The sequence below is a fragment of the Verrucomicrobiota bacterium genome (genome assembly GCA_016871495.1).
In the GTDB taxonomy this organism is placed as follows: domain Bacteria; phylum Verrucomicrobiota; class Verrucomicrobiia; order Limisphaerales; family VHDF01; genus VHDF01.
On sequence record VHDF01000051.1, the window covers coordinates 1 to 24,631 of the forward strand.

At 59.8% G+C, this 24,631-nt stretch carries 21 protein-coding genes and 1 tRNA gene; 17 read left to right on the forward strand and 5 right to left on the reverse strand.

The window, feature by feature from the left end; genetic code table 11:
• Window positions 1-843: 843 nt before the first annotated feature.
• Window positions 844-1,155, reverse strand: coding sequence for a hypothetical protein (locus FJ404_12070; GenBank protein ID MBM3823602.1), 312 nt, complete (start codon window positions 1,153-1,155; stop codon window positions 844-846).
• A gap of 530 nt (window positions 1,156-1,685) precedes the next feature.
• Between FJ404_12070 and FJ404_12075 the strand changes: the two genes are divergently transcribed.
• Both FJ404_12075 and FJ404_12080 read left to right on the forward strand, forming a co-directional pair.
• Window positions 1,686-3,134 (forward strand): glycine--tRNA ligase, encoded by a 1,449-nt coding sequence (locus FJ404_12075; GenBank protein ID MBM3823603.1) that lies wholly within the window; start codon window positions 1,686-1,688, stop codon window positions 3,132-3,134.
• Window positions 3,134-4,219 (forward strand): AI-2E family transporter, encoded by a 1,086-nt coding sequence (locus FJ404_12080; protein MBM3823604.1) that lies wholly within the window; start codon window positions 3,134-3,136, stop codon window positions 4,217-4,219. The genes FJ404_12075 and FJ404_12080 overlap by 1 nt, the downstream gene beginning before the upstream one ends.
• On the opposite strand, the gene FJ404_12085 is transcribed toward FJ404_12080, so the two are convergent.
• Together FJ404_12085 and FJ404_12090 are read right to left on the reverse strand one after the other, a co-directional pair.
• Window positions 4,203-5,009 carry a metal-dependent hydrolase gene (locus FJ404_12085; protein MBM3823605.1) on the reverse strand — a complete coding sequence of 269 codons (807 nt, stop codon included), beginning with the start codon at window positions 5,007-5,009 and terminating at the stop codon, window positions 4,203-4,205. The two genes, FJ404_12080 and FJ404_12085, sit on opposite strands and share 17 nt — an antisense overlap.
• A gap of 29 nt (window positions 5,010-5,038) precedes the next feature.
• On the reverse strand, window positions 5,039-5,275 hold the full coding sequence (locus FJ404_12090; protein ID MBM3823606.1) for a hypothetical protein: 237 nt from the start codon (window positions 5,273-5,275) through the stop codon (window positions 5,039-5,041).
• Window positions 5,276-5,500: 225 nt separating this feature from the next.
• On the opposite strand from FJ404_12090, the gene FJ404_12095 reads away from it, so the two are divergent.
• The 3 genes from FJ404_12095 (at window position 5,501) to mfd (ending at window position 10,552) form a co-directional block, all read left to right on the forward strand.
• Window positions 5,501-6,385 carry an HAD-IC family P-type ATPase gene (locus FJ404_12095; protein ID MBM3823607.1) on the forward strand — a complete coding sequence of 295 codons (885 nt, stop codon included), beginning with the start codon at window positions 5,501-5,503 and terminating at the stop codon, window positions 6,383-6,385.
• Window positions 6,386-6,400: 15 nt separating this feature from the next.
• Complete coding sequence (locus FJ404_12100) at window positions 6,401-6,859, forward strand: hypothetical protein (protein MBM3823608.1); 459 nt, start codon at window positions 6,401-6,403, stop codon at window positions 6,857-6,859.
• Between the two features lie 207 nt (window positions 6,860-7,066).
• Window positions 7,067-10,552 (forward strand): transcription-repair coupling factor, encoded by a 3,486-nt coding sequence (gene mfd, locus FJ404_12105; protein MBM3823609.1) that lies wholly within the window; start codon window positions 7,067-7,069, stop codon window positions 10,550-10,552.
• A 36-nt stretch (window positions 10,553-10,588) separates the two neighbouring features.
• On the opposite strand, the gene FJ404_12110 is transcribed toward mfd, so the two are convergent.
• Complete coding sequence (locus tag FJ404_12110; protein MBM3823610.1) at window positions 10,589-12,850, reverse strand: hypothetical protein; 2,262 nt, start codon at window positions 12,848-12,850, stop codon at window positions 10,589-10,591.
• 753 nt (window positions 12,851-13,603) lie between these two features.
• Here FJ404_12110 and FJ404_12115 point away from each other — a divergent pair.
• Window positions 13,604-13,678: transfer RNA gene (locus tag FJ404_12115), tRNA-Asn, on the forward strand.
• A 367-nt stretch (window positions 13,679-14,045) separates the two neighbouring features.
• Here the strand turns inward: FJ404_12115 and FJ404_12120 are convergent.
• Entirely contained in the window at window positions 14,046-14,333 is a 288-nt protein-coding gene (locus FJ404_12120) for a hypothetical protein (protein MBM3823611.1), read from the reverse strand.
• Window positions 14,334-14,850: 517 nt separating this feature from the next.
• Between FJ404_12120 and FJ404_12125 the strand changes: the two genes are divergently transcribed.
• The 11 genes from FJ404_12125 (at window position 14,851) to FJ404_12175 (ending at window position 24,589) form a co-directional block, all read left to right on the forward strand.
• Window positions 14,851-15,144 (forward strand): DUF883 domain-containing protein, encoded by a 294-nt coding sequence (locus FJ404_12125; GenBank protein MBM3823612.1) that lies wholly within the window; start codon window positions 14,851-14,853, stop codon window positions 15,142-15,144.
• 776 nt (window positions 15,145-15,920) lie between these two features.
• Entirely contained in the window at window positions 15,921-16,952 is a 1,032-nt protein-coding gene (locus FJ404_12130) for a DUF3500 domain-containing protein (GenBank protein ID MBM3823613.1), read from the forward strand.
• Window positions 16,953-17,120: 168 nt separating this feature from the next.
• Complete coding sequence (locus tag FJ404_12135) at window positions 17,121-18,104, forward strand: TIGR01777 family protein (GenBank protein ID MBM3823614.1); 984 nt, start codon at window positions 17,121-17,123, stop codon at window positions 18,102-18,104.
• 119 nt (window positions 18,105-18,223) lie between these two features.
• The gene (locus FJ404_12140; protein MBM3823615.1) at window positions 18,224-19,162 is read left to right on the forward strand and encodes a hypothetical protein; all 939 of its coding nucleotides are present in this window, start codon (window positions 18,224-18,226) and stop codon (window positions 19,160-19,162) included.
• A gap of 269 nt (window positions 19,163-19,431) precedes the next feature.
• Window positions 19,432-19,569 carry a 50S ribosomal protein L34 gene (locus FJ404_12145; protein ID MBM3823616.1) on the forward strand — a complete coding sequence of 46 codons (138 nt, stop codon included), beginning with the start codon at window positions 19,432-19,434 and terminating at the stop codon, window positions 19,567-19,569.
• Between the two features lie 21 nt (window positions 19,570-19,590).
• On the forward strand, window positions 19,591-19,992 hold the full coding sequence (gene rnpA, locus FJ404_12150) for a ribonuclease P protein component (GenBank protein MBM3823617.1): 402 nt from the start codon (window positions 19,591-19,593) through the stop codon (window positions 19,990-19,992).
• A 14-nt stretch (window positions 19,993-20,006) separates the two neighbouring features.
• Complete coding sequence (gene yidD / locus FJ404_12155) at window positions 20,007-20,282, forward strand: membrane protein insertion efficiency factor YidD (protein ID MBM3823618.1); 276 nt, start codon at window positions 20,007-20,009, stop codon at window positions 20,280-20,282.
• A gap of 12 nt (window positions 20,283-20,294) precedes the next feature.
• A complete protein-coding gene (yidC, locus tag FJ404_12160) occupies window positions 20,295-22,118 on the forward strand; it encodes a membrane protein insertase YidC (GenBank protein MBM3823619.1) in 1,824 nt (607 codons plus the stop codon).
• A gap of 19 nt (window positions 22,119-22,137) precedes the next feature.
• On the forward strand, window positions 22,138-22,590 hold the full coding sequence (locus tag FJ404_12165; protein ID MBM3823620.1) for a KH domain-containing protein: 453 nt from the start codon (window positions 22,138-22,140) through the stop codon (window positions 22,588-22,590).
• A 44-nt stretch (window positions 22,591-22,634) separates the two neighbouring features.
• Window positions 22,635-23,345 (forward strand): hypothetical protein, encoded by a 711-nt coding sequence (locus FJ404_12170; protein MBM3823621.1) that lies wholly within the window; start codon window positions 22,635-22,637, stop codon window positions 23,343-23,345.
• A gap of 11 nt (window positions 23,346-23,356) precedes the next feature.
• Entirely contained in the window at window positions 23,357-24,589 is a 1,233-nt protein-coding gene (locus FJ404_12175) for a beta-ketoacyl-[acyl-carrier-protein] synthase family protein (protein MBM3823622.1), read from the forward strand.
• The last annotated feature ends 42 nt before the right edge of the window (window positions 24,590-24,631 follow it).

Genomic DNA, 24,631 nt, shown 5'->3' on the forward strand with positions numbered 1-24,631 from the left:
TAGACCACTTTGTCTCCTTCCGTTCGACACGCCAGATCGCGGTTGAGCTCCACAGACCCGGCAGGAAACATCGGTCATTGAACTTGCGGCATTCACCTATTCACCGCCACCACCCCCATCCTTGAAAGTCGAAAATGTCCCTCTTGGTCTCAATTCCATTCCACTCCACCCAATCTTTCCCCGCATGAGGTCAGGATGTCTGAAACAAGAGCAGATCCTTGTAGTTTTGTCCTCCCCACCCTGCAAAAATCAGCATCCCGCTTCCTGTCCAAAGAGCCGAGTGCGCGCCTCTCCCCGCTACCGGAGCATCGGGCATGCTTCTCCATTGATCGCTGGAAGGAGAGTAAATAGCGCCGGAACTGGTGAATGGATTGCCACCACCCCAAATGATCATTTCGGAGCCCGACCAGACTGCAGTATGCACCAAGCGTGGCGTTGGGGCTCCCGCCGTAGCTATAGTCGTCCAAGAGTCGGTTGCCGGGTGATAAATGGCACCATCATTTCGCACGCCCGCTGCCCCTTCCCCACCCCAGATGATCATGCTGGATCCCGTCCAGACTGCGGTGGCGAAGAAACGCCCCGCAGGCGCGTTTGCCGCCGACATCGGCCGCCAAGTGTTTGATTGTGGGTTAAACAAAGCTCCGGTAACCGGGAGGGTTCCGCTTGTCGTTTTTCCACCCCAGATAATCCAATCTGTTCCTGTCCAAACCGATACACCAGCGACACGTCCGCTGGGGGCGCCGACGGTGTTCATCGGTCTCCAAGTGTTGGAGTGGGGAGAATAAAGTGCGCCATCACCCAGCACCCCTCCGACGTGCTCAGGACGATTGCTCCCACCCCAAATCAACATTTCCGATCCAGTCCAAGCCGAATGATGAGCCCATCTCCCCGCAAGGTCGGCGGCTGCAAGGAGCCGCCAGCTTTTTCTTGCGGGTCATACCTGCCTCCGTCTGAGTTGAAGACCGTTCCCAAACCACCCCAACTGATCACTTCGCTTCCGGTCCACACGGATGCTTGCAACCAGCGTGGCTGGAGAAACGGCGGCGGATCGAGGACGCGCCATACTTCCTCTGAAGCCAAATTCCAGTTTGAAAGTGCCAGAGCAGCCCAGATCTCCAGAGCAAAAGCAATGAGTCCCCAGGATCTCCTTTTCATGGGGAGAAAATGACACGGGATTTCAATGCGAGCCAACAGGAAAGTAGCGCCCGGCCACGGCGATTCGAGTGCAGCTCTAACGATCGGGTGCTTGCCGAATTCATCCCACTGGCGACGCCATTGCAGCATCTTCAATCTCCGCGCAGGCTCAAATTTCAGCGCCGGTTTCCAGGGCATGAACAACGGTGCCTTCGTATCCAGACTCGCCAGGGTCGAGAATCTTGCGGGATTCTGACCTGAATTCAACTCTGTCCCCTCGTCAGTCCTTTCCCATTCACCCTCAACCCCACGGATGAGGGAGTCGTTTGCCCCCCTGCATACGAATCACCCGCATGAAAACAGGCCTTCGATCGGCTCAATGAGCATCAGGATTATCGCCAGTCTTCAAGGAACTCCATGATAGAAGGGAATGCTCCATCCATCCGTGTGATCCGTGGTTGCCTCAGAAAAGACTTAGCCGTTATCCGTGGAACAGGGCCACCCCGGCCATCTTGACACGTCACGGGAGGTTCCGCGAAGCTGAAATCCGAATGAACGAAGTTCGCCCGAACGATTGGATGGAAAAAATCGTCAGCCTCTGCAAACGCCGGGGGTTTGTCTTCCAGTCCTCCGAGATTTACGGCGGCATCAACGGGTTCTGGGATTACGGTCCTCTTGGCGCCGAGCTCAAGCGGAACATCAAGGATCTCTGGTGGCGGTCCATGACCCAAACCCGCGACGACGTGGCCGGCCTGGAGGCGACCATCATCATGCATCCGTCGATTTGGAGGGCGAGCGGACACGTCGATACCTTCAGCGATCCCATGGTCGATTGCAAAACGTGCAAGGGTCGCTTTCGCGCCGATCAGGTGGACTCCACCCCATGCCCCAAGCGGCCAAGCCGGATGGTTACGGAATGCGAGGGCGAAAAGACGCCACCCCGCCAGTTCAATTTGATGTTCAAGACCTACGTGGGTCCGGTTGAGTCCGAGGAAAACGCCGCCTACCTGCGCCCGGAAACGGCCCAGGCCATTTTCGCCCAGTTCAAGAACGTGCTCGATGTGTCCCGGCAAAAGGTTCCGTTCGGCATCTGCCAGATCGGCAAGGCTTTTCGCAACGAGATCAATCCCCGCAACTTTACCTTCCGCTCCCGCGAATTCGAACAAATGGAGCTCGAATTTTTCATCCGCCCGGATGAAGTCGTGGCCCGCTTGGAAGGCAGTGTGGCCACCCTCGCTCCCGGCATGGATCTTTCCAAACCGCAGCGCAACTGGGGATGGGAAGTGTGGCACAAGTATTGGGTGGAACAGCGGATCCGCTGGTACGAGGGCATCGGCCTTCCCCGCGACTCATTCGAGGAATACTGGCAGAAAAAGGAGGAGTTGGCGCATTACGCGAAGGCCACCGTCGATATCCTCTACAAGTTCCCCTTCGGAACGCAGGAGCTTGAAGGCATCGCCGCCCGCGGCGATTTCGACTTGAGCCAGCACCAAAAGTTCAGCGGCAAATCGATGGAGTATTTCGACGATGAAGCCAAGGCCAAGTATGTGCCCCATGTGATCGAGCCGAGCGCCGGAGTCGATCGGCTCCTGCTGGCGCTGATTTGCCATGCCTACGCCGAGGAGGAAGTCACGGATGAAAAGGGCCAGAAGGAGGTCCGCACCGTCATGCGTTTTCATCCGCGCATCGCTCCCATCAAGGCCGCCGTCTTTCCCTTGTTGAAGAATCGTCCGGAACTGGTTGCCAAAGCCGAGGAAATCCGGGATCTGCTGCGTCCGCACATGGCTGTATTCTACGATGAAACGGGCGCGATCGGACGCCGCTACCGGCGGCAGGACGAAGCGGGCACCCCGTTTGGGATCACGGTGGATTTCGACACGCTGGGCGAGAACGGCAGCGCGCTCAAGGACACCGTGACGCTGCGGGAGCGTGACAGCATGAAACAGGAGCGCTTGCCCGTCGGCGAACTCTTGAACCACCTCCTGGTACGGATACGCTGATGCCTGTTTTGCCTTTTCCTGAAATGCCCAAGGCCATGCGCCGGGAGATGATCATCTCCTATTGGCTCATGATGATGCTGCTGGCGGGCCTGGCCTGGCTCGGTCTTGCCGTGCCATTCCTGGCGGTGCTTTTCTCCTTTTTCGCCCTGGAGAAGCTTAACTTTGGCAACCGCCGGTTGCTGGCCTCGTTTCTCTTCATCACCATGGTCACCTGCATGGGGGGATTGCTCTATTACTTCATCCAACAGGCCTACGTGGGATTGCCCAAAATTGTGGAGACGACGATACCGGTCGTGCTGACTTATGCCGAACGGCAAGGATTCGAGCTTCCCTTCTCCGATTACTCGAGTCTCAAGGCGCTCGCGCTGGAATCCGCCAAAACCAAATTCGCCGGGCTGGGCAAGGGGGCGCAAATCGCCATCTTTGAGCTGGCCGCCACGATCATCGGCATCGTCGTGGCCGTCAGCGTGTTCAATCATCCCGCGTTCGAACTTGAAACCCATGCGCCGGGAAAACGCCGCACCTTGTATTCGGGCGTGGGCAAGGAGATGGCGGAGCGGATCTCCAGTTTTTATGAGAGCTTCGTGACGGTCATGGGCGCCCAAATCGCGATCTCGGCGATCAATACCACGTTCACCAGCGTCTTTCTGATCTACAACAATTTCCCTTACGTCACCGTCATCATCGGACTGACTTTTCTCGTGGGGCTCCTGCCCATTATCGGCAATCTGATCAGCAACACCTTGATCACGGGCGTCGCGTTCACGATTTCTCCCAAGATGGCCGCGCTGGCGCTGCTCTTCCTGATTGTGCTGCACAAGCTTGAATACTTCCTGAACAGCAAGATCATCGGACACAAGATCAAGAATCCCATGTGGCTCACCCTTCTGGGCCTTCTCTTGGGTGAAAAACTGATGGGCATCCCCGGCATGATCCTGGCCCCAGTCACCCTCCATTACATCAAGACCGAACTTTCCCGTCCGATTTGGAATCTTCCCGACGAACCCTCGTCCGGCCGCGCCGCGGATTTCAACTCTCCCGAAACCGACACCCCCACGGGCTCGGGCGCTACTCCGGCATCTTGAATTTGGCCGTTTGGCTCATGAACCGAGCCGGATTGCCGAACACGAACTGATCGATTTGTCCCGGCGTGTAGCCGCGCTTCCGCATTTCCAGGGCGGCATAGGGAACCGCCAGGGGCACGCTGACCCCCCAATCGCAGGCGGAATTCATCCACAATCGATCGGTTCCCATCGTGTCCAGAATATCAATCGCGCGCGCCGCCGTGCATTTGCTTTCTGGATACAACGTCATTCCGCCCCAATGACCCGCGTCGAGAACGAGCTTCACGGTGTGCTCCTCGACGTGGTCCACAATGACGCGCTCGGGCTTGACGCGGCGATCATTTTTCAAAGCGTCCAGGATCAACTTGGTGCCCTTCCATTTGTCCTCGAGATGGGGGGTATGGACCAAGATGAGCTGGTCGTGCCGCGCGGCCAGGTCGATGTGCATCTCCAGCACCTTCAACTCGTTTCTCGAATTCTTATTCAGTCCTATTTCGCCGATGCCCAGGACTCCCGGCGCATTCAAAAATTGCGGGATCAGCGCGATGACCTCCTCCGCCAGTCGCACATCCTCGGACTCTTTGGGATTGATGCAGAGCCAGCAGTAATGGGGCAGTCCGAATTTGGCCGCCCGCTTGGGTTCGTACTCCGTCAGTTGCTTGAAATAATCGAAGAATCCATCCGGCGAACTCCGATCAAAGCCGGCCCAAAAGGCGGGCTCGCAAACGGCCGCGCAACCCGCCGTCACCATGTTCACGTAGTCGTCCGTGACCCGGCTCACCATGTGCCCGTGGGGTTCGATGTATCGCATAGAACTTTGGAAAACTTACAGCCCGGCGGCTAGGCCGACTTCCCCGGCCAGGCTCCCGCGGCGCCTTTGCCCGGGGCGGCGGCCAGCGGTTCCAGCGTCGGGTCGCTCAACGCGAGCAAGACCCGTTCCGCCCGGCCGCTTTTCTCGGAAGCTAATTCAGCCAAAGCTCCACGCAAGGCGGTCCAACGGAAGTCGCCGGGTCCCGAAGCCCGGTCCACCCGGTCCAGGAAGGCGGCCACGTCAATGAGCTTGGCCCTCGCTTCCATGAAATAGAGATCCAGCACCTGTTGTCGCGTGAGCGTTGGCATGTAACTGATTCTATTCGATACTCTTTCCCTGGCAAGGACCGGTTGCAAAGTGAGCAGAAAATGTGAGGCCCGCCCCATCCGTTGCAGCACCTTTGACACGCATGACGAAAACGGACGGCTCACCGTCTCCCCCACCTCGCCCGGCGACGGACACGTCCGCCTTCGACGGGAGCCTAGCCCTGTCTGGAAAACCATCCAGGCAGGGTTCTCCTTGAGCCTGGCGACAAAGTTCCCGCAGATCTTCGCCTGTTTCGGATCCAAGGATTGCAAATCGATGAATCCATCGTGACGGGCGAATCGGTCCCGGTTCACAAGCACGCCGGACGCCTCGATCCCCACACGGTGCTGGCCGATCGGGCCAACCTGGCGCTGGCGGGAACCCACGCGACCTCAGGATACGGTGAAGGTGTGGTTTGGGCCACGGGGGACCGGACCGAAACGGGGCGGATCGCGTGGATGATTCGAGAGGCCACCGATCTCAGCACGCCCTTGACGCGCAAGATTGCGGAGTTCAGCAAGCTGTTGCTGCGGGTCATTCTGGGGTTTTCGGCCACCGTGTTCCTGCTCGGCATCTGGAGAGGAGAAAGTGCCTATGAAATGTTCATGGCTTCGGTGGCGCTGGCCGTCGGCGCCATCCCGGAGGGTTTGCCCGCGGCGGTGACCGTCGTGCTGGCGATCGGGGTCTCCCGCATGGCCCGCTTGGGCGCCGTGGTGCGCCGCCTTCCCGCGGTGGAAACGCTTGGCAGCACCACGGTGATTTGCTCGGACAAAACCGGCACCCTGACGCAAAACCAGATGACCGTGACGCGCGCCTATGCGGCGGGGCAAACGTTCGAGATCACCGGGCTCGGTTATCAAATGGAAGGCGAATTCATGCGGGAACGCCATCGCATCGATCCACCGAAGTATCCTGCTCTGTGGGAATGTTTGAAAGCCGGCTCGCTCTGTAACGAGGCCGCTCTCTCGAATGCGTCCTCTCAGTGGGAGACGCGGGGTGATTCCACGGAAGCGGCCTTGCTCATCGCGGCTGAAAAGGCGGGGCTGGCCGGTCCTTTCATCCGGGGGTAAGCGCCGCGCTTGGACATGATCCCTTTCGCCTCCGAGCGGATGTATCGCGCGACGCTGCACCACGGAGCGAAAGGGCGCGTCATTTACAAGGTGGGAGCGCACGAAAAACTACTGGAACGATGTTCCCACGCGTTGGGCTCGTCAGGAACGCTTGAACCGGTCGATCGCCTCGCGATCCTGCACGCGGCCTCGCAAATGGCCGCCGATGGGTTGCGCGTCCTGGCCTGTGCCCGGCCGACTCATGACGGTCACAGCCGCCTGGAGCCCGATCATGTCGCCGGCCACCTGACCTTTTTGGGTTTGTTCGGCCTGATGGATCCTCCGCGTCCGGAAGCCATTCGCGCGGCGGTTGAAGCACGAGGCCCTTCCATGATCTCCACGCGCCTGGTTTCCTGCGTCGCCTCGCAGGCTGGGCAGCCTGCGAAACAGCAGACAGGGCTGTCTGCGTTACCCCGACAACCCGGTCACCGATAACCTCTGGATGCGCCGCCAGGGTTTGGGGTCGTGTTCCAGAACTTGACGGATCCGTCGCGGACTGGCGAGGTTCCACATGCCCCGAGGGCGCTCGTTGCCCGAAGGTTGTTCGTGCCGCGTCATCCCATCGCGTTGGCTTGCTCGACTCCCGCCGCCCAGGACCTCCGGTCGCGCGTGGAGAGGGGAGGTGTTTTGTCCTTCGATTGCATGGCGCCTTCGGCCCACGCGTTTTTCTGCGTTTGTCTCGCCCAGGTGTGCCCTGGCCGTCCCATCGTCCTGGTGACGGGAGGACTGAAGCGCCAGGAATTGGTGCTGCAGGATCTGATGACTTGGCAGACCCTCGCAGGATCTCATCCGGACCTCAAACCCTGGACACCCTTGTATTTTTCCGATTGGGAGGTGCTGCCTCATGAAACCAAACTGCCGCATCCCGACGCGCTCGCGGATAGAATTGGCACCCTGCTCCAGTTGAGATCGAGGAATCCCGGGCGTGGACCCTCTCCTGTCGTGGTGGCCTCGGTGGCGTCGCTCATGCAGCCCACCTTCGCGCCCGGGGAGCTTCAGCATCGCGTGCTGACCCTGAAGAGGGGTGATCGCATCGAACCCGAAGAACTGGCCGCTCACTTGGAGGCCTCAGGTTACGAACCTGAAGCCCAAGTCACTCAAAGAGGAGAGTTCTCCCGTCGCGGCGGCATTCTGGATGTGTTTGCGCTCACGTCTCCCTGGCCGGCACGCATCGAGTTTTTCGGAGACGAGCTGGAATCAATCCGGGAATTTGATCCCGGAAACCAGCGCTCCAAGGAGGAGATTCAAAGTGTCGTTCTGGCCCCGGCCGGAGAACTCGGCTTCTTTCGACGAGCGCATCAGTCCCAGGCGGCGGACGCCGAACTCCCGGCTTCGTCGCCGTGCCGAACCAGTTCGCTTCTCAGTCATCTCGACCCCTCGACGATCGTGATCCTCGCCGACCCGGAGGATGTCCAAGCCCACGCCAGCCTTTATGCGGAGCAAATTCCGGCCGGACACCCGCTCCACATTCCCTGGGAACATTTTCTCGCCGAGGCCGGTCGCCTCGGCATGCCTCGAATCCTTCTGGGAGAAAGTGTCGAGCAGACCTCCCACGATACGAACGATCCTGGAAGTGCCCCGGGGCCGAACGCCCCCCAGCCCTGGTCTCTGCCCAGTCTCGAGCATTTGCGGCCTTCGATGGACCGTGCCACGGATGCCGTCATCGCGGAGATTCAGCGCCGCGCATTCTTCCTGGAGATGCATCGCTGGCGGCGCCGGGGCATGGACGTGTTCGTGCAATGCAATAACGAGGGGGAGGAACAACGTTTCCAGGAGATTTGGAAAGAATACGGGCTCGAAGAAGCGCCGGGCGGCGGATCCCGATCCGGGGTCGGCGCCCTGGCCACGGCGTTGGGTCCCCTTTCCGGAGGATTTCTCGCCGAGTGGGCCGGATTCGCATTGGTCACGGATGCCGAGATTTTCGGCCGCTACAAAGTGCCCCGCCCGCGCCGACTCAAATCCTCGCACGCCTCCGCTGCCCGGTCTTTGTTGGAAATGGACTTCGCCGCGTTCGAGCCTGGCGATTATGTGGTTCACCTCGAGCATGGCATCGGGAGATTTCTCGAGATCGGCGGCATGCCGGGGCGCGGCACTGACCGGGGAGAGGAGTGCCTGGTGCTGGAGTATGCGCCTTCGGAGCCCGGCCAGCCCCATGTGAAACTTTACGTCCCGGTCACCGAAGCGCACCTCGTAAGCAAGTACGTGGGCGCGGGAAAGGCCCGTCCGCCGCTTCATACCCTGGGCGGCACCCGTTGGGCCAAGGCGAAGGAGAAAGCCGGACACGCCGTCCGTGATCTGGCCGCCGACCTGCTTTCGATTCAGGCCGCAAGGCAGTCTCAACAAGGCCATGCGTTTGAAAGTGACACCGGCTGGCAACGCGAGTTCGAGAGCGCGTTTCTGTACGAGGAAACGCCGGACCAGGCCGTGGCGATCGCCCAAGCCAAGAAAGACATGGAAGCGCCGAAACCGATGGACCGTCTGGTTTGCGGGGACGTGGGTTTCGGCAAAACCGAGGTTGCCATCCGCGCGGCGTTCAAGGCGGTGATGGGGGGCAAACAGGTTGCCCTCCTCGTGCCGACCACGGTGCTCGCCCAGCAGCATTACAACACTTTTCGGGAACGAATGGCGGACTACCCGGTTTCGATCGAGCTGCTCTCCCGTTTTCGCACCCGCAAAGAACAAGCCAACGTCTTGCGTCTCACCGCCGAAGGCCGGGTCGATATTCTCATTGGCACGCACCGCATCGTGCAGCCGGATGTGGTGTTCAAGGATCTCGGTTTGGTGGTGATCGATGAGGAGCAGCGCTTCGGGGTGATGCACAAGGAGAAGTTCAAATTGCTGCGCAAAATGGTGGACGTTCTCACCCTGACGGCCACTCCGATTCCGCGCACCCTTTACCTCGCGCTTACCGGTGCGCGCGACTTGAGCACCATCGAAACACCTCCCCAGGATCGCTTGCCGGTTCGCACCATCGTGGCACCTTACGATGAGAGTCTGATTCGCGAGGCCATCCAGCGCGAACTCAATCGCGAAGGCCAGGTTTTCTTCCTTCACAACCGCGTGACCACCATCGATGCCATGGCCCAAAAACTCCAGGCCCTGGTGCCTCGCGCGCGCATTGCCGTGGGCCACGGCCAGATGGAGAGCGGGGATCTCGAGGAGGTCATGACGCGATTCGTCAACGGCGAAGCCGATGTGCTCCTAAGCACCACCATCATCGAGAGTGGTCTCGATATTCCCAACGCCAACACCATTCTCATCGACCGGGCCGATCGTTTCGGTCTGAGCGAATTGTATCAATTGCGCGGGCGGGTGGGACGTTACAAGCACCAAGCTTACGCTTATCTCCTCATCCCCCGCCACGCGGGATTGCTGGCGGACGCCCGGAAGCGCATCAACGCGCTCAAACACCACTCCTCTCTGGGCAGCGGATTCAAAATCGCCATGCGAGATCTGGAGATCCGTGGCGCCGGCAACTTGCTCGGACCGCAGCAAAGCGGACACATCACCGCCGTGGGCTTCGATCTGTATTGCAAATTGCTCGATCACAGCGTCCGCGCCCTGAAGGGGGAGCGGGTGGCCCAACCCGTTGAGACCAAGCTCGACTTGGATTTTATCTCCATGGGACGAGCCCCGGGAATCGCGGAGACCGCCGAGCCGGTTCGTGTCTCCACGTCCGCCAAAAGACCCGAGGTTCATGTGCCGCGCGAGGTCCCCGTCTGGCTGGAAAACCATGGCGACCCTGGGGAGGAAACGGCCGCGTCCGAGGCACCTCCCCCGAGCGAGGCGGGCCTGCCCGCGGATTACATTCCGGCCACCGAACACCGCATCGAGTTTTACCGCAAGTTCGCGCAATGCCTCGATTTGCAGGCCCTGGAACTCGTCAAACAAGAGTTGCGGGATCGCTTTGGCAAGCCCCCCAAACCGGTAGAGTTGCTGCTCATGGTCACGGAGATCAAGGTTCTGGCGGCGCGCGCTCAAGTGGGTTTAGTCGAAACCCGAAACTCCAAACTCATGATCCAGCGCCACAAGGACTGGATCATGTTGAACGGAAAGTTTCCCCGCCTCACCAAGCAGGATCCCGCCGGACGCTTGAAGGAAATCAAACGGCTTCTGCGCGCTCTTTGAGCATGCCGCCAAAGGCTTACCCCCGCTCTCCCTGGCTCAGGGCAATCTTAGCACTCGAAAAAATCGGTAAGGCGCCAAACCCGCGTTCGCATCCATCACCGTGAATTCTGCCGAAGGGGCATTGGTCACGGAGTGCTTTTCCCACTGGATGGCGTCCAAGCTGGCTTGAATTTCATACTGCCCCGGCTGGCCTGCCAAAACTCGGAAGGAAAATTTCCCCGCGCTCTCCAGCCTTGCGTCCACCAACTGAATCGAGGGAGGCGGCGGGGGAGGGGAGGCGCCATGCAGGGCGAGTCGAAGGGACTTGATGCTTCCGAGGTTGCCCGTTCGCAAGTCCACCACGCGAACCTTCCAGGTTCCGGTTGCACTTTCGCCCCAGCATAAAATGGAACTGAATGTGTGGTTGGGATAATCTGGATTGGGATCGGAATGCCGTTCTGCGAGTCGCGAGATGGTTCCGCTGGGGGAGGTCAACCGAACCGCCAGATCACCCCGGGCAGGATGCGCGATATCGGCGGTCAAAGTAACGTGCTCCACCCGGAACAGGGCCCCGGCTTCCGCGAAGGAAAAAGACTGCTCCACGCCCGAGGCCGCATTGTCGGGGATCGACACGGGCGTGGCGGGAGTCCAATCATTCGTGAACGAACTCATCGGCGGCAGATTGGTCCAGGTCATCCCCCGTTCGACCGCGGCTTCCACGTCAAGCAGCCCGCCTCCATAAAAGTGGCTCAGACGCAGCCCTGCTCCGTTGATGATCCAGTCGCTGTTCGCGGGATCCAGTTGGCGGGCGGAACGAATCAGAATCTCTTTCACGTCCCGCCAGCCCAGGCGCGGGTTCGCTTGCAGCATGAGGGCGACCGCCCCCGAAACCATGGGAGCCGAGGCGGAGGTCCCCTTGTAATTTCGCGTGTAATCGCCATCCCGCAAATCCGCGGCATCCTTTCCCGAGTTCCAGCCCGCCTCACCCAGTCGATCGGTGGTGACAATCGATTGCGGGCGGAACCCCGTGTCTCCGCCGGGTGCGCAAATGGCCACACAGGCTCCCGGCTCGCTGAAGCTGCTGCGGACGCCCAGATCGTTGACCGACGCCACCGCGATCACATGCATATTGTTCGCGTAGGTGTCGTAATTGACGTTGTCCAACGTGAGTCCTCCGTTCCCCGCCGCCCAAACGACGATGCTGCCCAAGCCACCCCGGCCTTCGCGAGCTCCGTATTCCAGCGCTTGCCGAAGCAGGGGACCGAGTCCGCCCAGGATCATGCCACTGTCGCTTCGCCCCCAACTGTTGTTATAGATCGAAATCCATTGATTGCTGTGAACCATCGATGCGGCTTCTTGATCATCGCCCTCGCCCGGACCAATCAGCCTCAATGCCGCCCACGGAGATTCAAAGGCCACGCCTGCCAACCCGATAAAGTTGTTCCCTCGTGCCGCGGCAATGCCCGCCACCGGCGTTCCATGAATGCCGTTCTTGGAAGGCGTGGGATCGCGGTCGTTGTCCAGATAATCATAACTGAGGTCGCTTCTGTAATTCGTGGCCAAATCAGGATGGGAGATCTCCACGCCGTCATCAACGATCCCAATGACCACACCCGTTCCCCGGAATCGATTCCAGACATTGGTGACACGAATGTCCATCCCTGGTTCGGCACCGTTTTGACCCGTATTCAGGAGACTCCACTGCTGGGAGAACAAGGCGTCGGCCGGATTGACCCGGGAATGTTTCCTGATGGCAAGGATCGGTCGGGCCGAAAGGACTTCGTTTTCGAGGCGAAGGGACTTGAAGGACTTCCACGCTTCCTCCGGGCTCGGCCAATGCACCACCCGGGCCGAAGGTGCATAAATGAGTTTCTCAAAATGGGCCGTTGGGTGTCGCGCTTCCAGTCCTTCCGAGGAGGCACCGGGAACAAGCTCCAGGTGAATGCGACGGGTAAGGTAAGCAATGGGCTCATCCTGTCCTGGGATCCCTGTTTCATCATACAGTGCACGCCCCGGTAACCTGGAGCCATCCTGGGTGGCCATTTGGGCCGGGTGACCGGGGCCATCCCCAGGCCGGGCGAGAGATCGGCCGATGAGGGACCGGGCGTCATCGGCCATCACCGCGCGAAAATTCCTCATCCTCCCGTCGAGTTCGACCTGGATAAAACTGTCTGAAAAAGCCGTCCACATCCCGAATGTAAACCACACGAGGACAAGGCTCAATGAACGCCTTCTCCACTCTCGAAGAAACGTGATGGAGAAGGGGTGAGAAGAGGTTCGTCGCAACATCAACGACACCCTGGCATTTCCGAGTTTCACCTTCGAAGTGTCAAGAACTCTTACACCTCCCCAATGGCCCTATTCTTCTCAGTGCTTGATTTACTCAAAACGAGGGATTTCATTGGAAACAAGTTGCAACCTCTTGATCGTGAAAGCATTGAACACTTCAGAATCTGATCGCGGCTGCTTTTTCCAAACACCCCGACGGCCTGATTCCCCGAAATGGGTCCTTCCATTGTGTCGGTTTTCCTTACACTTCCTGTCAGTTTTCCACTGAGCAATAGTTGCTCGTTGGATTTATTTGTCAACATAAAATGTTTGTTATAAATAGTTTACATCTATTTATTACCTCGATGTGAAAACCAGGTACGGCGAATGCTGACATGCATAATATCCGAGTTATGGATCTGAGGCCGAAGAATTTCAGAACTGGGGTTGGACGTTTGAAGTCTGCGGCACGGCCCCATTCGATCGATTCGGGTGAGTGGGGATCGCTTGATTTGCGAAGGAATTCGTCCTTCGTCGCCCCATCCAGTTTTCGTTCCTGTTTGAATCTAAAGTCGCTTGGCTTGAGCCGAATGCGGCCGCATAAACCGGTGCTGAGCAAGTTTGTCAGCCTGGTGGGTTACGGCCTGGCGAGGCGTTAGATTGATTGGGGGCGAAAAAACCGAAAAGTAACCAACAATTGCACGAAAGGCGGCCTGTCACCTTGGGGTGGTAGGTCGCCTTTCAATTTTCGCCAAAAGGGTTGACGTGGACGAGGGTGGTTCATACATTGCCCGCCCTTTGGGTTCCAAAGTAGCTCAATGGTAGAGCAATCGGCTGTTAACCGATCGGTTGTAGGTTCGAGTCCTACCTTTGGAGCCAGCTTCTTCCCCCGTTGATGTTCTTCTCCATCGACTCTTCTCAATCCGCCCCAACCCGCCCAACCGCCAGAGAACGCGTCACGTCTAATCTTCTGGAACTTGAATTCGGTCGTAACTCGGCACTGCCCCGGCCGGACACGGCCAGCACTTCGTAACGCTTTCGCTCTTTCTGCGGCTGTGTCCTACCCGCATCTTTCACACTCGACTGGGTTTGGAAACGTTCCCCATGGAGTTTCAGCCATGCGGGTGAGATCGAACCGCGCCCCCGGTTCAACCAACGGATGCATTTCCCATGCTCCACCCCGTTGGAAGGAGTTCTTCCTCGAACCACCCCTCATGCGTGCGTTTGCGTGCAACTAGGGCGCGGCTTACGCGGTGAATCCAAACCGATACTTTTCTTCCTCCGGCTTGATGCCCAGCAACGCGCAGATGCACTTCGATGCCATCATGCCCGCTGCGGTCTTCACGACGCGGTCGAACTCATTCCTCGGCAGCTCCAATCCTTCGTGTTTGATGGCGCGGATGGCGAATCCGCGTTCCAGCAACTCCTCGACGAATTCCTCGCACGCGACCGGGTCGTCCGTCGAGTGGTGATGAGGCTGCGCGTGTTTCTTGAACTGGGCGGTGTATTCGATGGTGTATTTCGGGATCATCATGGAACAGGGTGGCCGACGGTGCATTTCGTGGCTCGCCGCGCTTTGGGAAGGACTGCACGAATCTTGTCCCGCGGTCGGCCGCCTCAGGCTGGGGGCCAGAGATGGTTTCGCCGGCGGGCGGCGGCGTGACCCATGTTTCCGACAACGTCAGGTCGTGCGGCTGTGCCACTGCGTTCACTCGAGTTCGCGTTTCCCAGGGTCGTGCGGGCGCTGGCAAGGGACGCCCACGCCCCTGGAAAGCGATGTCCTGCGCCCGCAATTCCGCGAAACGCTTGGCCTCTCCGGCTTTCCGCAGATCGTCCTCCGGGTCGGGTATGGCCCAGTGATTAAACCAACCCCCCGCCGAGATGTGCGCGAGGTCCTGATGTGATGGCGCCGACGGCTTCCAAATAATGGCTGGCGATTGCCAATCCCCGCACGGCATACCGCGCCCACACCTTGGAGAGTCTATTGCATCGCGATGTCGTGAATGCATGGCCCACGAAATTGAAATGAAGCCAACCCAAAGGAATTGAACATGAGTGCTGAACTGAATACCGACCGGCTCGTCACCGACCTCAAACGCATCGTGCAGGACTCCGAGGCATTGCTGCACGCCACCAAGGACGCCGTGGGCGACAAAGCTCACGAAGTCCGCGAACGACTCACGGACGCGCTCGATGCCGCCAAGCGCACCTGCCACCGCATGGAAGAGAAAGCCTTCGAAAGCGCGAAGGCCGCTGACCGCACCATCCGCGAACATCCCTATCAATCCATTGGCGTCGCGTTTGGCGTCGGGCTCCTCATCGGCGTGCTCGTGACGAGAAAGTGACTGGTATGGCGGAAGCCACCGGAGCCAAACCCGGAGTCTGGGCCTCGCTCAAGCGGATGCTCGACACCCTGCTCGCCACGGCGCAGATCCGCGTGGAGTTATTCGCCGTCGAGTTGCAAGAAGAGAAGTGCCGGCTGGTCGAGGCCATGCTGTGCGCCGCCGCCCAGTCGTAGTAAGCCGCCTCGACCTGCGGTTGGTTGAGCATGGCGAAGAGCAGAAAGTCCTGGAGCCGCGCGCTCGCCTCGAGCTTCGGAAGAGCGGGTCGCTGTCCACCCGGACGATAGACCTGTTCGACGGCCTAGTGCTGAAGCTTCGCCGTCCTTTCGCCGGGATGAATCGCACCCGCACAGCCGGCCAGTAACGCCGCCAGCATCACTGCCGCAGCGTGCCCAGGAAGGTCCGGTTTCACATACGGCCTCCGGCGCGACCGGATTGGGGCGGCTGCATCACACTCCACCTTTCGTCTTCTCCAGCCTCGCCAGGTCGCTTTGGGCGAGCGTGTTTCGGGGGCGAGAGAAGCGCCAGCCTCCGCTCCGACGTGGACGGCACCCCGCAGTTCGAGGCATGCGTTGTGGCGGGCGCTGAGGGTCATAATTTTCCGTTCCATGGATGATTCTCCGAGCCCGAGGAAGGGGCTATTCGCGGGTTGGTGAAGTCTGGCTGTTTCTTGGACACCGCAGGGCTATTTTCAGTCTCACTGCCTGCCCATCCACCCACGCCCGCACCTCCCCAACATTCCGGATTGTGTCGAGCGCTGATTGCGTTACCATGAAGCCATGAACTCCAGCTCCACCTCTTCCCCTTCCTGTCCCGATTGTGATTCAAAGTCTGGGGCGTCCCCCTCGTGGTCGCGCCGCCGGTTTCTGGTCCAGTCCATGGCTGGCGCCGCCGCTCTCGCGGTCCCCCCGCTGGCTGGACACGCGGTTCCGACGGCGAATGCCACCGCCTCGGAAACGCTGGTCGGCACCTTCTACAAGAGTTTGACCGAAGCCCAGCGCGGCTTGATCTGCCTGCCGTTTGAACACGAGCGAAGGTTGAAAGTGGACAACAATTGGTTCGTGACCAAGGCTCGCGTCGGCAAGGACTTTTCCCCAGATCAACAAGAAATGCTCCGGCAAATCTATCGGGGCCTGCACAGCCCGGAGTACGTCGATCGCATCATGAAATCCACCGAGCACGATGCCGGGGAGCATGGATTTGGCGACCTCTCGGTGGCCTTGTTTGGCCAGCCTGGCTCGGGGAAGTTCCAATGCGTGATCAGTGGGCGCCATGTCACGAAACGATGCGATGGCGATTCCGTGGAAGGGGCGGCTTTTGGCGGCCCCATTTTTTACGGACACGCGGCCGCGGGCGATGACGAGGAAGCCCATCACCCCGGCAATGTCTATTGGTACCAAGCTTTGCGCGCGAACGAGGTGTTCAAGGCTCTTGATGGCAAGCAGCGCCGTCTCGCTCTGCTCGAGAAAGGCCGACCCGAGACCGGCACGGACACCGTCAAGCTCACCGGATCGAAGAAAGGACTTGCCGGCATACCCTTCTCCGAGTTGAGCCGGGACCAGCGCGAGCTGGTTCGCAAAGTCATCGCCGATCTGCTCGCCCCTTATCGCGAGGCGGATGCCCGCGAGGCGCTCAAACTCATCGAAGGGGCGGGGCTCGAGCATTTGCACATGGCTTTCTTCAAGAATGGCGACATCGGCAACGACGGCGTCTGGGATGTCTGGCAGATCGAGGGACCCTCGATGATTTCCTATTTCCGGGGCTCACCCCATGTCCATGCCTGGCTCCACGTGAGAGAACGCGCTTCCTGAATGGTGACGGCGCTTCGCTCGCCTTTCGGGCGCCCCGCTCCTCGACTCGCGACGACGGAGAGCTGGAATCGAAATACGAGGAAGACCGCAGAGAACGCGGCGGCACTCATCTCCTTCCCGGAGCACCGAGGTGCTGCTTAGGAATCCGCGCTTTCCCACCCATCCGTCATGGATTCCGGTTCTTCGGCGATCTCTCATCCGCCCCGAGCGAACGGGAGGATCGTCCTTGCCGGAGGAAAGGGCTTTCTGGGTCGCCTCCTTGCCCATCACTTTGGTTCCGCTGGACGGGCATGCGTCATCCTTACCCGTCGTCCAGATTCCGCAGCCCATCCGCGCGAGGTTTATTGGGACGGTCACTCAGCAGGAGAATGGATTCGGGAAATCGAGGATGCCGACGCGGTCATCAATCTGACGGGACGCACGGTGGATTGCCGTTACACGGAAAAGAATCGCCGTGAAATTCTGGAGTCGCGAGTGAACTCGACGCTGGCCATCGGAGGTGCCATCGCGAATTGCCGGTGTCCGCCACGCCATTGGTTCAACGCCAGCACGGCCACGGTTTACCAACATACCCGCGGACGTCCTTACGACGAATATGCTCAGGAGTTTTCCGCCACGCCCGAGGCGAAGGACGCCTTTTCGGTTTCGGTTGGACTTGCGTGGGAAGAAGCGCTTCATCGGATCTCCACTCCGTCCACGCGCAAGATCGCGTTGCGCACGACGATGGTCTTAGGGCATGGCCGGAACAGTGTCTTTCCCGTGTTGATGCGTCTGGCCCGGTGGGGACTGGGGGGAGCTCAGGGCGGCGGGGATCAGTTCGTGTCCTGGATCCACGGGACTGATTTCTGCCGTGCGGTCGAGTTTCTCCTGGGCAAGACCGATTGGGTTGGACCGGTCAATTTGGCGGCGCCGGAGCCGCTGACCAACGCGGAGATGATGAAGATCATCCGAAACGCGGCGGGCGCGCCGTTTGGACTTCCGGCGCCTGAGCCGTTGCTTGAGATCGGGGCGTTTTTCATGAGAACGGAGACGGAACTGATTCTGAAGAGCCGCCGCGTCATCTCGGCCAAGCTCCGGGAGGCTGGATTTCGGTTTCAATTCCCCACATTTGCCGAGGCTGTGAAGGACTTGGCGCGCCAGGGTTCCGGATAGCAGGCGGCGGTTCGCAGCCTTCACACCGCGTCCATGATCGGGGAGCTTGGAAAACCCCGGGAATCGTTCGCCGGGAATAAGTGGATAAAACGACAAAGCCGCATTAGGTTTCCGCCATCATGAAGCACATGCAAACAGGGGCGATCATCCGAAGCTTGGCTTTGATTCTGGGCCTGGGGCTGGGAATGAACCGCATCTCGGCTCAAGTCTCGGCCGAATTAGTTCTCTCCCAGGAGCATTTCGTTTCCGGTGAATCCATTGTGGTCGGTGTCAAGATTACCAATTTTTCGGGCCGCACTCTGAAGTTGGGCGAAGATTCGACCTGGCTTCAGTTTTCGGTGTTTGGGGAGAACAATCGGGTTGTTCTGCACAAGGGCGAACCGGCCGTCAAAATGCCGTTTGAATTGACAACCTCTCATGTTGCGACCCGGCGAGTGGATATCGCTCCCTATTTCAATTTCGACCAGCCCGGACGTTATTCGATCGTGGCCACGGTCAATCTGAAGGAGCTTGGGCGCCGGATCAGCACCAGTTCGGCTTTTGTCGAGTTGGTTTCGGGGATTAAGATTTGGGAACAGGACTTTGGGTTCCTGGCTCAGGCCGGGACGGACAAGGAAGAAACGGTGGTGCGCAAGTACATGCTGCTGCAGGTGACTCACAAGAACCGAAAGAAATTGTACGCGCGTGTAACCGACGGTTCGGGGAACGTTCTGATCCGGACATTTCCCATCGGCGGTTCGGTCTCTTTCAATCGTCCGGACATTCAAATCGATCCTTCCAGCCGGCTGCACGTGCTGAGCCAGTACGCCTCGCGGCAATTCAATTATCTGGTGATCTCGCCCGACGGGGACCTGCTGGTGCGCCAGACTTATGAGTATGATAACGCGAGCAAACCCCAACTGGTTTATCTGGAAGAGGGGCGACTTGGCGTTGCCGGTGGAATTCGCCGCAAGACGGAGTCGGATGTGCCGGGTTCGGTGGAAATGACGGAGACGACACCGGCCGCGCCCGAAGTGATCAAGGCCGCTGCCAGCGATTCGGCGGCGAAAAAGCCATGAAGCGATGTCGGACCTCGGGCCGCGGCAGGCTTGATCGTGACCGAGTTCGGCTTCTGTTCGCATTCCGAATGCATGGGATTCGCCCGGCGAATGAACGTTCGGGGTTGGGGGAGGTCGATCGCCGATGAGCGGTTCTTGACACCCCCCCGCTCGCTGATAGATTCGCCCACTCCGCTGCCGGGGAGGTGATTCTCATCCTGGCGGTTGGAGATGGAAGTCCGCCCTCGGGGGGCGGTGCGCTCACGCTTTCTGTAAGAACGCCGAATATCATGAAACGCCAGTATCAGCCCTCAAAGATCCGCCGCAAACGACAGCACGGGTTTCTCAATCGCAACTCGACCAAGAGCGGACGGGCCATTCTCGCCAATCGCCGCCGGGTGGGACGCAAACGCCTCACCCCTGTCTGAGATTCTTCAACTGGGACCGCCATGATTGGCGGATCATCCGATTTTCGCTTTCGTCCCGGCCAGCATTTAAAGCGCGGGGGTGAATTTGCGAAACTCAAGGCACACGGAAACCGCCTGACGACGCCCATGTTCATCTTGAATTGGCTGCCTCGCCAGGTCCCCGGTCCTTCACGACTGGGCGTCGTCACGGGAAAACGGCTGGGCATCGCGGTGGAACGGAACCGCGCCAGGCGCTTGCTCCGCGAGGCTTTTCGTTTAATCCAAGGCGAAATCCGGGTGCCCGTCGATCTCGTCTTGGTGGCGCGACAAGCCATCCGCGAGCAAAAGCTGAACCGCGTGCTGGAGGAGCTTCGCAAGGCACTGCTGCGCGCCGGCATTCGGGCAAACGCCGGCCCCGCTGCTGGTCCGGAAGGAGGATCGTGAGGACCTCTCATTGGCTGCGCGAGGCGGCCGTGCTGCCGATTCGCATTTACACCCGTTGTCTCTCGCCGTTGAAAACCGTTATTCTTGGACAATCTGCCTGCTGCCGATATTGGCCGAGCTGTTCGCGCTTTGCGGCGGAGGCGATCCGGATTCACGGTATCGGGTTGGGTTCGTGGCTGGCGCTCAAGCGCATCGGGCGCTGCCATCCTTGGGGTGGGGCAGGGTATGATCCCGTGCCTTCGGATCCTCAGCCCGTTGCTCCTGCGGCAACGGTTCATCGTCGGCTTTAGCCTTATCTACTCATGGATCGCAAGTCGGTTATCATCCTTATCATTTCGTTCGTCCTGCTGGTGCTGTGGTATCCGCTGGTCAACAAGTTGTATCCTCCCGCCCCCCGTCCCAGCACCCAAGGCGTTCCTGCCGCCATGACGAATGGGCTGGCCGGATCCAGCAATGGCACTCCTGCCTCAGCCCCGCTTCCACCGTCGCCGGCGGTCCCTGCGGTGGTGCCCCAGTTCTCGGCGCCCCACGCAGGCACCCCCATTCGACCGGCCTCGCCGGAAAGCATCGAGATTTTGGACACCCCTCAGGCGCGATATCATTTCACGTCCCATGGCGGTGGATTGAAGTTGATCGAATTGAAGGAGTATCCGGCCACCGTGACCTGTTCCGGAAAGGAATCCAAGGCGACCCAAGCGCTGGCGTCCTTGAACACCAAAGCCCCGGTTCCCATCCTCGGAATCCTGGGTGGGGAAATGGTCGAAGGGGATGGATTCTACGCTCTGACTCGCGGGGAAGGCGTGGTGCGGGCGCAGAAGTCGCTGCCCAACGGCCTTCTCCTGACCAAGGAGTTTCGTCCATCGTCGAACTATCTCGTTTCCGCCCTTGTTCGTGTTGAGAACCGGACGAACGCCACGGTGCGATGGCCGGTTCAAGAGTGTGTCATCGGCACTTCGACGCCGGCGAATCTTCACGACGATGCCTCGCTGATGGGATTGCAATGGCACGACCGGACTCACATTGAGCGCATTGGCACCCCTTGGTTTCAGAATCTCACCCTGGGATGCTCCACCTCGCCTCCGCGTCTCACCTACGAATCCGCGGCCAAAACCAACCTCGCCTGGGCCGCGGTGCATAACCAGTTTTTCACGGTGGCCGCCATGCTCAAACATCCGGCGGCTCAAGTGGTGGGCCGCCGCATCGACCTCCCTCCGCCTTCCGCCGAGGAACTCGCTTCCGACACCAAAGCAGTCAGGCAACCCTTCGGCTATCAAACGGCGCTCCTCTATCCGGAGGTCTTGCTCAATCCCGGCCAGGTCCTGGACCGCGAATTTCTTTTTTATGGCGGGCCGATGAAATACCACACGCTCTCCAAGATCGGAGTGGAGCATTCCAACAATCTGGATTTGTTGATGAGCTTCGACGGATTTTTCGGTTTTTTCGCCAAGGCCCTCCTGCTGGGCATGAACGCCCTGGCCGCCCTTTCGCTTCCCTACGCCGGCGCGATCATCGTCATCACGATCCTGATCAAACTCCTCTTCTGGCCGCTCACGCACGCCAGCACCAAGTCCATGAAGCGCATGTCGGCGCTGCAGCCCCAGATGAAGGCGCTGCAAGACAAATACAAGGACGATCCCAAGAAGATGAACCAGAAGTTGATGGAGTTCATGAAGGAGAACAAAGTCAATCCTTTGGGAGGTTGCCTGCCCATGTTGATTCAAATCCCGGTCTTCTTCGGGTTCTTCACCATGTTGCGAAGCGCGGTCGAATTGCGAGGGGCAACCTTCCTCTGGGCCTGCGACTTGTCGCAACCCGACACGCTGTTCGTCATTCCGGGACTCAACCTTCCGTTCAACCTTCTTCCCATCATCATGACCGCCACGACGCTGTGGCAAACGCACCTGACTCCGCCGTCCCCGGGCATGGATCCCGTCCAACAGAAGATGATGCGGTACATGCCGCTGATGTTCATCGTGATCCTGTACAATTTCTCGTCCGCCCTGACGCTGTATTGGACCGTCCAGAATCTGCTCTCGATCTTGCAGATGAAGCTTACGCAGGATGATCCGGTGAAACCTTCCGCTCCTCCCGCTCCGCCGGCGAAGGCCCCCCGGACGAAGGCTTGACCCCAACCTCGATTCCTTTATGCCTCAAGATCCCAAGACCGTATTGCAAACGCTGCTCGAACATCTCGGCTTCCCATCGACCATCGAATCCTTCGAGGAAGACGGCAGCCCGACGCTCAATATCGTGTCCGATGACGCGGGGCGACTGATCGGGCGTCAAGGCCAGACCTTGAACGACTTGCAGTACCTGTTGAACCGCATGCTTCTGCAGCAGCATTCCGAAGCGCCCAAGGTGTTGGTGGACGCCGGCGGTTACCGGCGGCAAGCCCGCGATGCGATGGTGGAAAAGGCCAGGGCCGCCGCTGAAAAAGTCAAACGATGGGGTGATATCGTCGAGTTGGAACCGATGAACGCGTTTGAACGGCGCATCATCCATCACGCATTGCGAGACGATCCCACGGTGGAGACCTACAGCGTGGAAGTGGAAGGCACGAGCAAGAAGGCCATTTTGCTCCGGCCCCGGCGCGCTTGATTCAAAGGTTGAATTTCCAGCCAAACTCGCCCTACGTTCCTCTGATGAACATTTCCCCCTGCTTGCGCGCGGCTGCCGCCGCCGTTTTTTTCTTCCATGCCCTTTCCACCAGCCTCGCGGAATCGTCGGGTCCCGCGGGTGCATGGAAATGGACGACGCAAACCCAGAACGGGGAGTCCCGCGAATGGGTTCTCGATTTGCGATGGGAGAATGGGAAGTTGCTGGGCAAACTCAAAGGGCCCCGCAATGAAACCGAAATCCAGGAGGGTCGCTACGCGGAGGGCCAAGTCTCCTTCAAAGTCACTCGCGAAACTCAACGAGGCACTCTTCAGAGCACCTACCAGGGCAAGCTGGACGGGGATACCCTCAAGGGAAAGGTTGAGACCAAGAACGGCGAGCGCACGAATGAACGCGAATGGGTGGCGAAACGGGAGGGTCTCGACGTTTCCGGCGCTTGGGCATGGTCCATGAAGCGGGAAAACGGAGACACCATGGAAGCCACCTTCACGTTGAGCCGTTCAAACGGACAGTTGGCCGGGAAGTTCGAGTCAGAAGGGCTGCCGCAACCTCTCGAAATCAAGAATGCCAAGATCGAGGGAAACACCCTGACCTTCGACACCGTGTTGGAGCGCGATGGCGCCAGCACCACCATCAAGAATTCCGCCACGATTTCGGGCAAGACCATGAAGGGGAAGGCGGAAGGCACCCGAGAAGGACAGAGTTGGACGCGGGAGTGGGAGGCGACGAGGAAGTAGGCCGAATTCGGATGAATCCATTTCCCCGGCGCCGGGTGGTGGTGACCGGGTGCGGCATCGTAACGCCGCTGGGCCTGGGCTGGGCCGAAAATGCGGAAGGTTTCCGCCAAGGACGGGCGTGTTTCGCGCCCGTGTCCCTGTTCGATGTCTCGCGTCAGCGATGCCGTCTCGCCGCCGAGGTTCCTTCCCGGCGCTTGGACGAAGCGGTCTCGGCCTCCCGGGTCCGGGCCAAGCGCGGCCAGCGCTGGGATCGCGCCACGAAACTCTGGCTGGCGGCTGCCGAGGAAGCCTGGCGGCAGTCCGGGAATGCTTCAGGGCAGGGCGTGGCCAGCTACGTGGGAACAACCAGCGGCGGCATGGCCTTGGGTGAAGCGCTTCTCCGCCAAGCCGGGATTTCGCGGCAGCCGCGACAAGGGCAGCCCTCCCAAGTTTATCATTATCTCGCCTATCAGCCGGTCGTGGAAGTCGCACGGCTTTGGGGCTGGACGGGACCTGTCCGTGTTGCGGCCAATGCTTGTGCCTCGGGCGCATCCGCCGTCGCCCATGCATGGCGGGATCTTTCGTGCGGCCGGAGATCCGTCGTCATCGCGGGCGGTTTCGATGCGCTGGCGCATTTGGTGTTTGCCGGTTTCGATTCGCTTCAGGCGCTGTCCTTGACCGGGTGCCGCCCGTTCGCCGCCAATCGCGACGGTCTTTTGCTGGGCGAAGGAGCCGCCGCCCTCGTGTTGGAGACTCTTGAATTCGACAAGGAGCGTGGCGCCCCCATTTTCGGCGAAATCGCCGGAGTAGCCACCGCGACCGATTTGCATCATTTAACCCAGCCCGATCCCGGAGGAAATGCCGCCACCCGATGCCTCGTGGAAGCATGCCGCGTCGCAGGTTGGGATGCCTCCGAGGTGGATTACCTCAATGCGCACGGGACCGGAACCGTCTTGAACGATGCATCCGAATCCGCCGCGATCACAAGTTGGGCAGGCGTTGGAGCAGGAAAACTGGCGGTCAGTTCGATCAAGGGATCCATCGGCCACACTTTGGGCGCGGCCGGTGCCATCGAAGCGGTCGCTTGTTTCATGGCCATGGACGGACACTGGCTCCCGCCGCAGGTCGATGCCGGCGCGTTGGATCCGTGCGTCACCTTTGACGTGGTGCGCTCGCCCCGCTCGCGGATCGCGCAACGGATGCTGAGCAATTCGTTTGGATTTGGAGGCGCGAATGCCTGCCTCGCCCTTCGGAGGTGGGCGTGAGCCTGAGATGTCAACCCTGGGTTCGCGGGCTCGGCGTCGTCT

Bases quoted from the DNA above. Each gene is read 5' to 3' on its own strand.
- FJ404_12165 (MBM3823620.1), top strand. From the start codon at position 22,138: ATGCCTCAAGATCCCAAGACCGTATTGCAAACGCTGCTCGAACATCTC.
- FJ404_12075 (MBM3823603.1), top strand. From the start codon at position 1,686: ATGAACGAAGTTCGCCCGAACGATTGGATGGAAAAAATCGTCAGCCTC.
- rnpA (MBM3823617.1), top strand. From the start codon at position 19,591: ATGATTGGCGGATCATCCGATTTTCGCTTTCGTCCCGGCCAGCATTTA.
- FJ404_12090 (MBM3823606.1), bottom strand. From the start codon at position 5,275: ATGGAAGCGAGGGCCAAGCTCATTGACGTGGCCGCCTTCCTGGACCGG.
- mfd (MBM3823609.1), top strand. From the start codon at position 7,067: ATGGCGCCTTCGGCCCACGCGTTTTTCTGCGTTTGTCTCGCCCAGGTG.
- FJ404_12130 (MBM3823613.1), top strand. From the start codon at position 15,921: ATGAACTCCAGCTCCACCTCTTCCCCTTCCTGTCCCGATTGTGATTCA.
- FJ404_12140 (MBM3823615.1), top strand. From the start codon at position 18,224: ATGAAGCACATGCAAACAGGGGCGATCATCCGAAGCTTGGCTTTGATT.
- FJ404_12120 (MBM3823611.1), bottom strand. From the start codon at position 14,333: ATGATGATCCCGAAATACACCATCGAATACACCGCCCAGTTCAAGAAA.
- yidC (MBM3823619.1), top strand. From the start codon at position 20,295: ATGGATCGCAAGTCGGTTATCATCCTTATCATTTCGTTCGTCCTGCTG.
- FJ404_12170 (MBM3823621.1), top strand. From the start codon at position 22,635: ATGAACATTTCCCCCTGCTTGCGCGCGGCTGCCGCCGCCGTTTTTTTC.
- FJ404_12175 (MBM3823622.1), top strand. From the start codon at position 23,357: ATGAATCCATTTCCCCGGCGCCGGGTGGTGGTGACCGGGTGCGGCATC.
- FJ404_12085 (MBM3823605.1), bottom strand. From the start codon at position 5,009: ATGCGATACATCGAACCCCACGGGCACATGGTGAGCCGGGTCACGGAC.
- FJ404_12145 (MBM3823616.1), top strand. From the start codon at position 19,432: ATGAAACGCCAGTATCAGCCCTCAAAGATCCGCCGCAAACGACAGCAC.
- FJ404_12100 (MBM3823608.1), top strand. From the start codon at position 6,401: ATGATCCCTTTCGCCTCCGAGCGGATGTATCGCGCGACGCTGCACCAC.
- FJ404_12125 (MBM3823612.1), top strand. From the start codon at position 14,851: ATGAGTGCTGAACTGAATACCGACCGGCTCGTCACCGACCTCAAACGC.
- FJ404_12135 (MBM3823614.1), top strand. From the start codon at position 17,121: ATGGATTCCGGTTCTTCGGCGATCTCTCATCCGCCCCGAGCGAACGGG.
- FJ404_12070 (MBM3823602.1), bottom strand. From the start codon at position 1,155: ATGAAAAGGAGATCCTGGGGACTCATTGCTTTTGCTCTGGAGATCTGG.
- FJ404_12080 (MBM3823604.1), top strand. From the start codon at position 3,134: ATGCCTGTTTTGCCTTTTCCTGAAATGCCCAAGGCCATGCGCCGGGAG.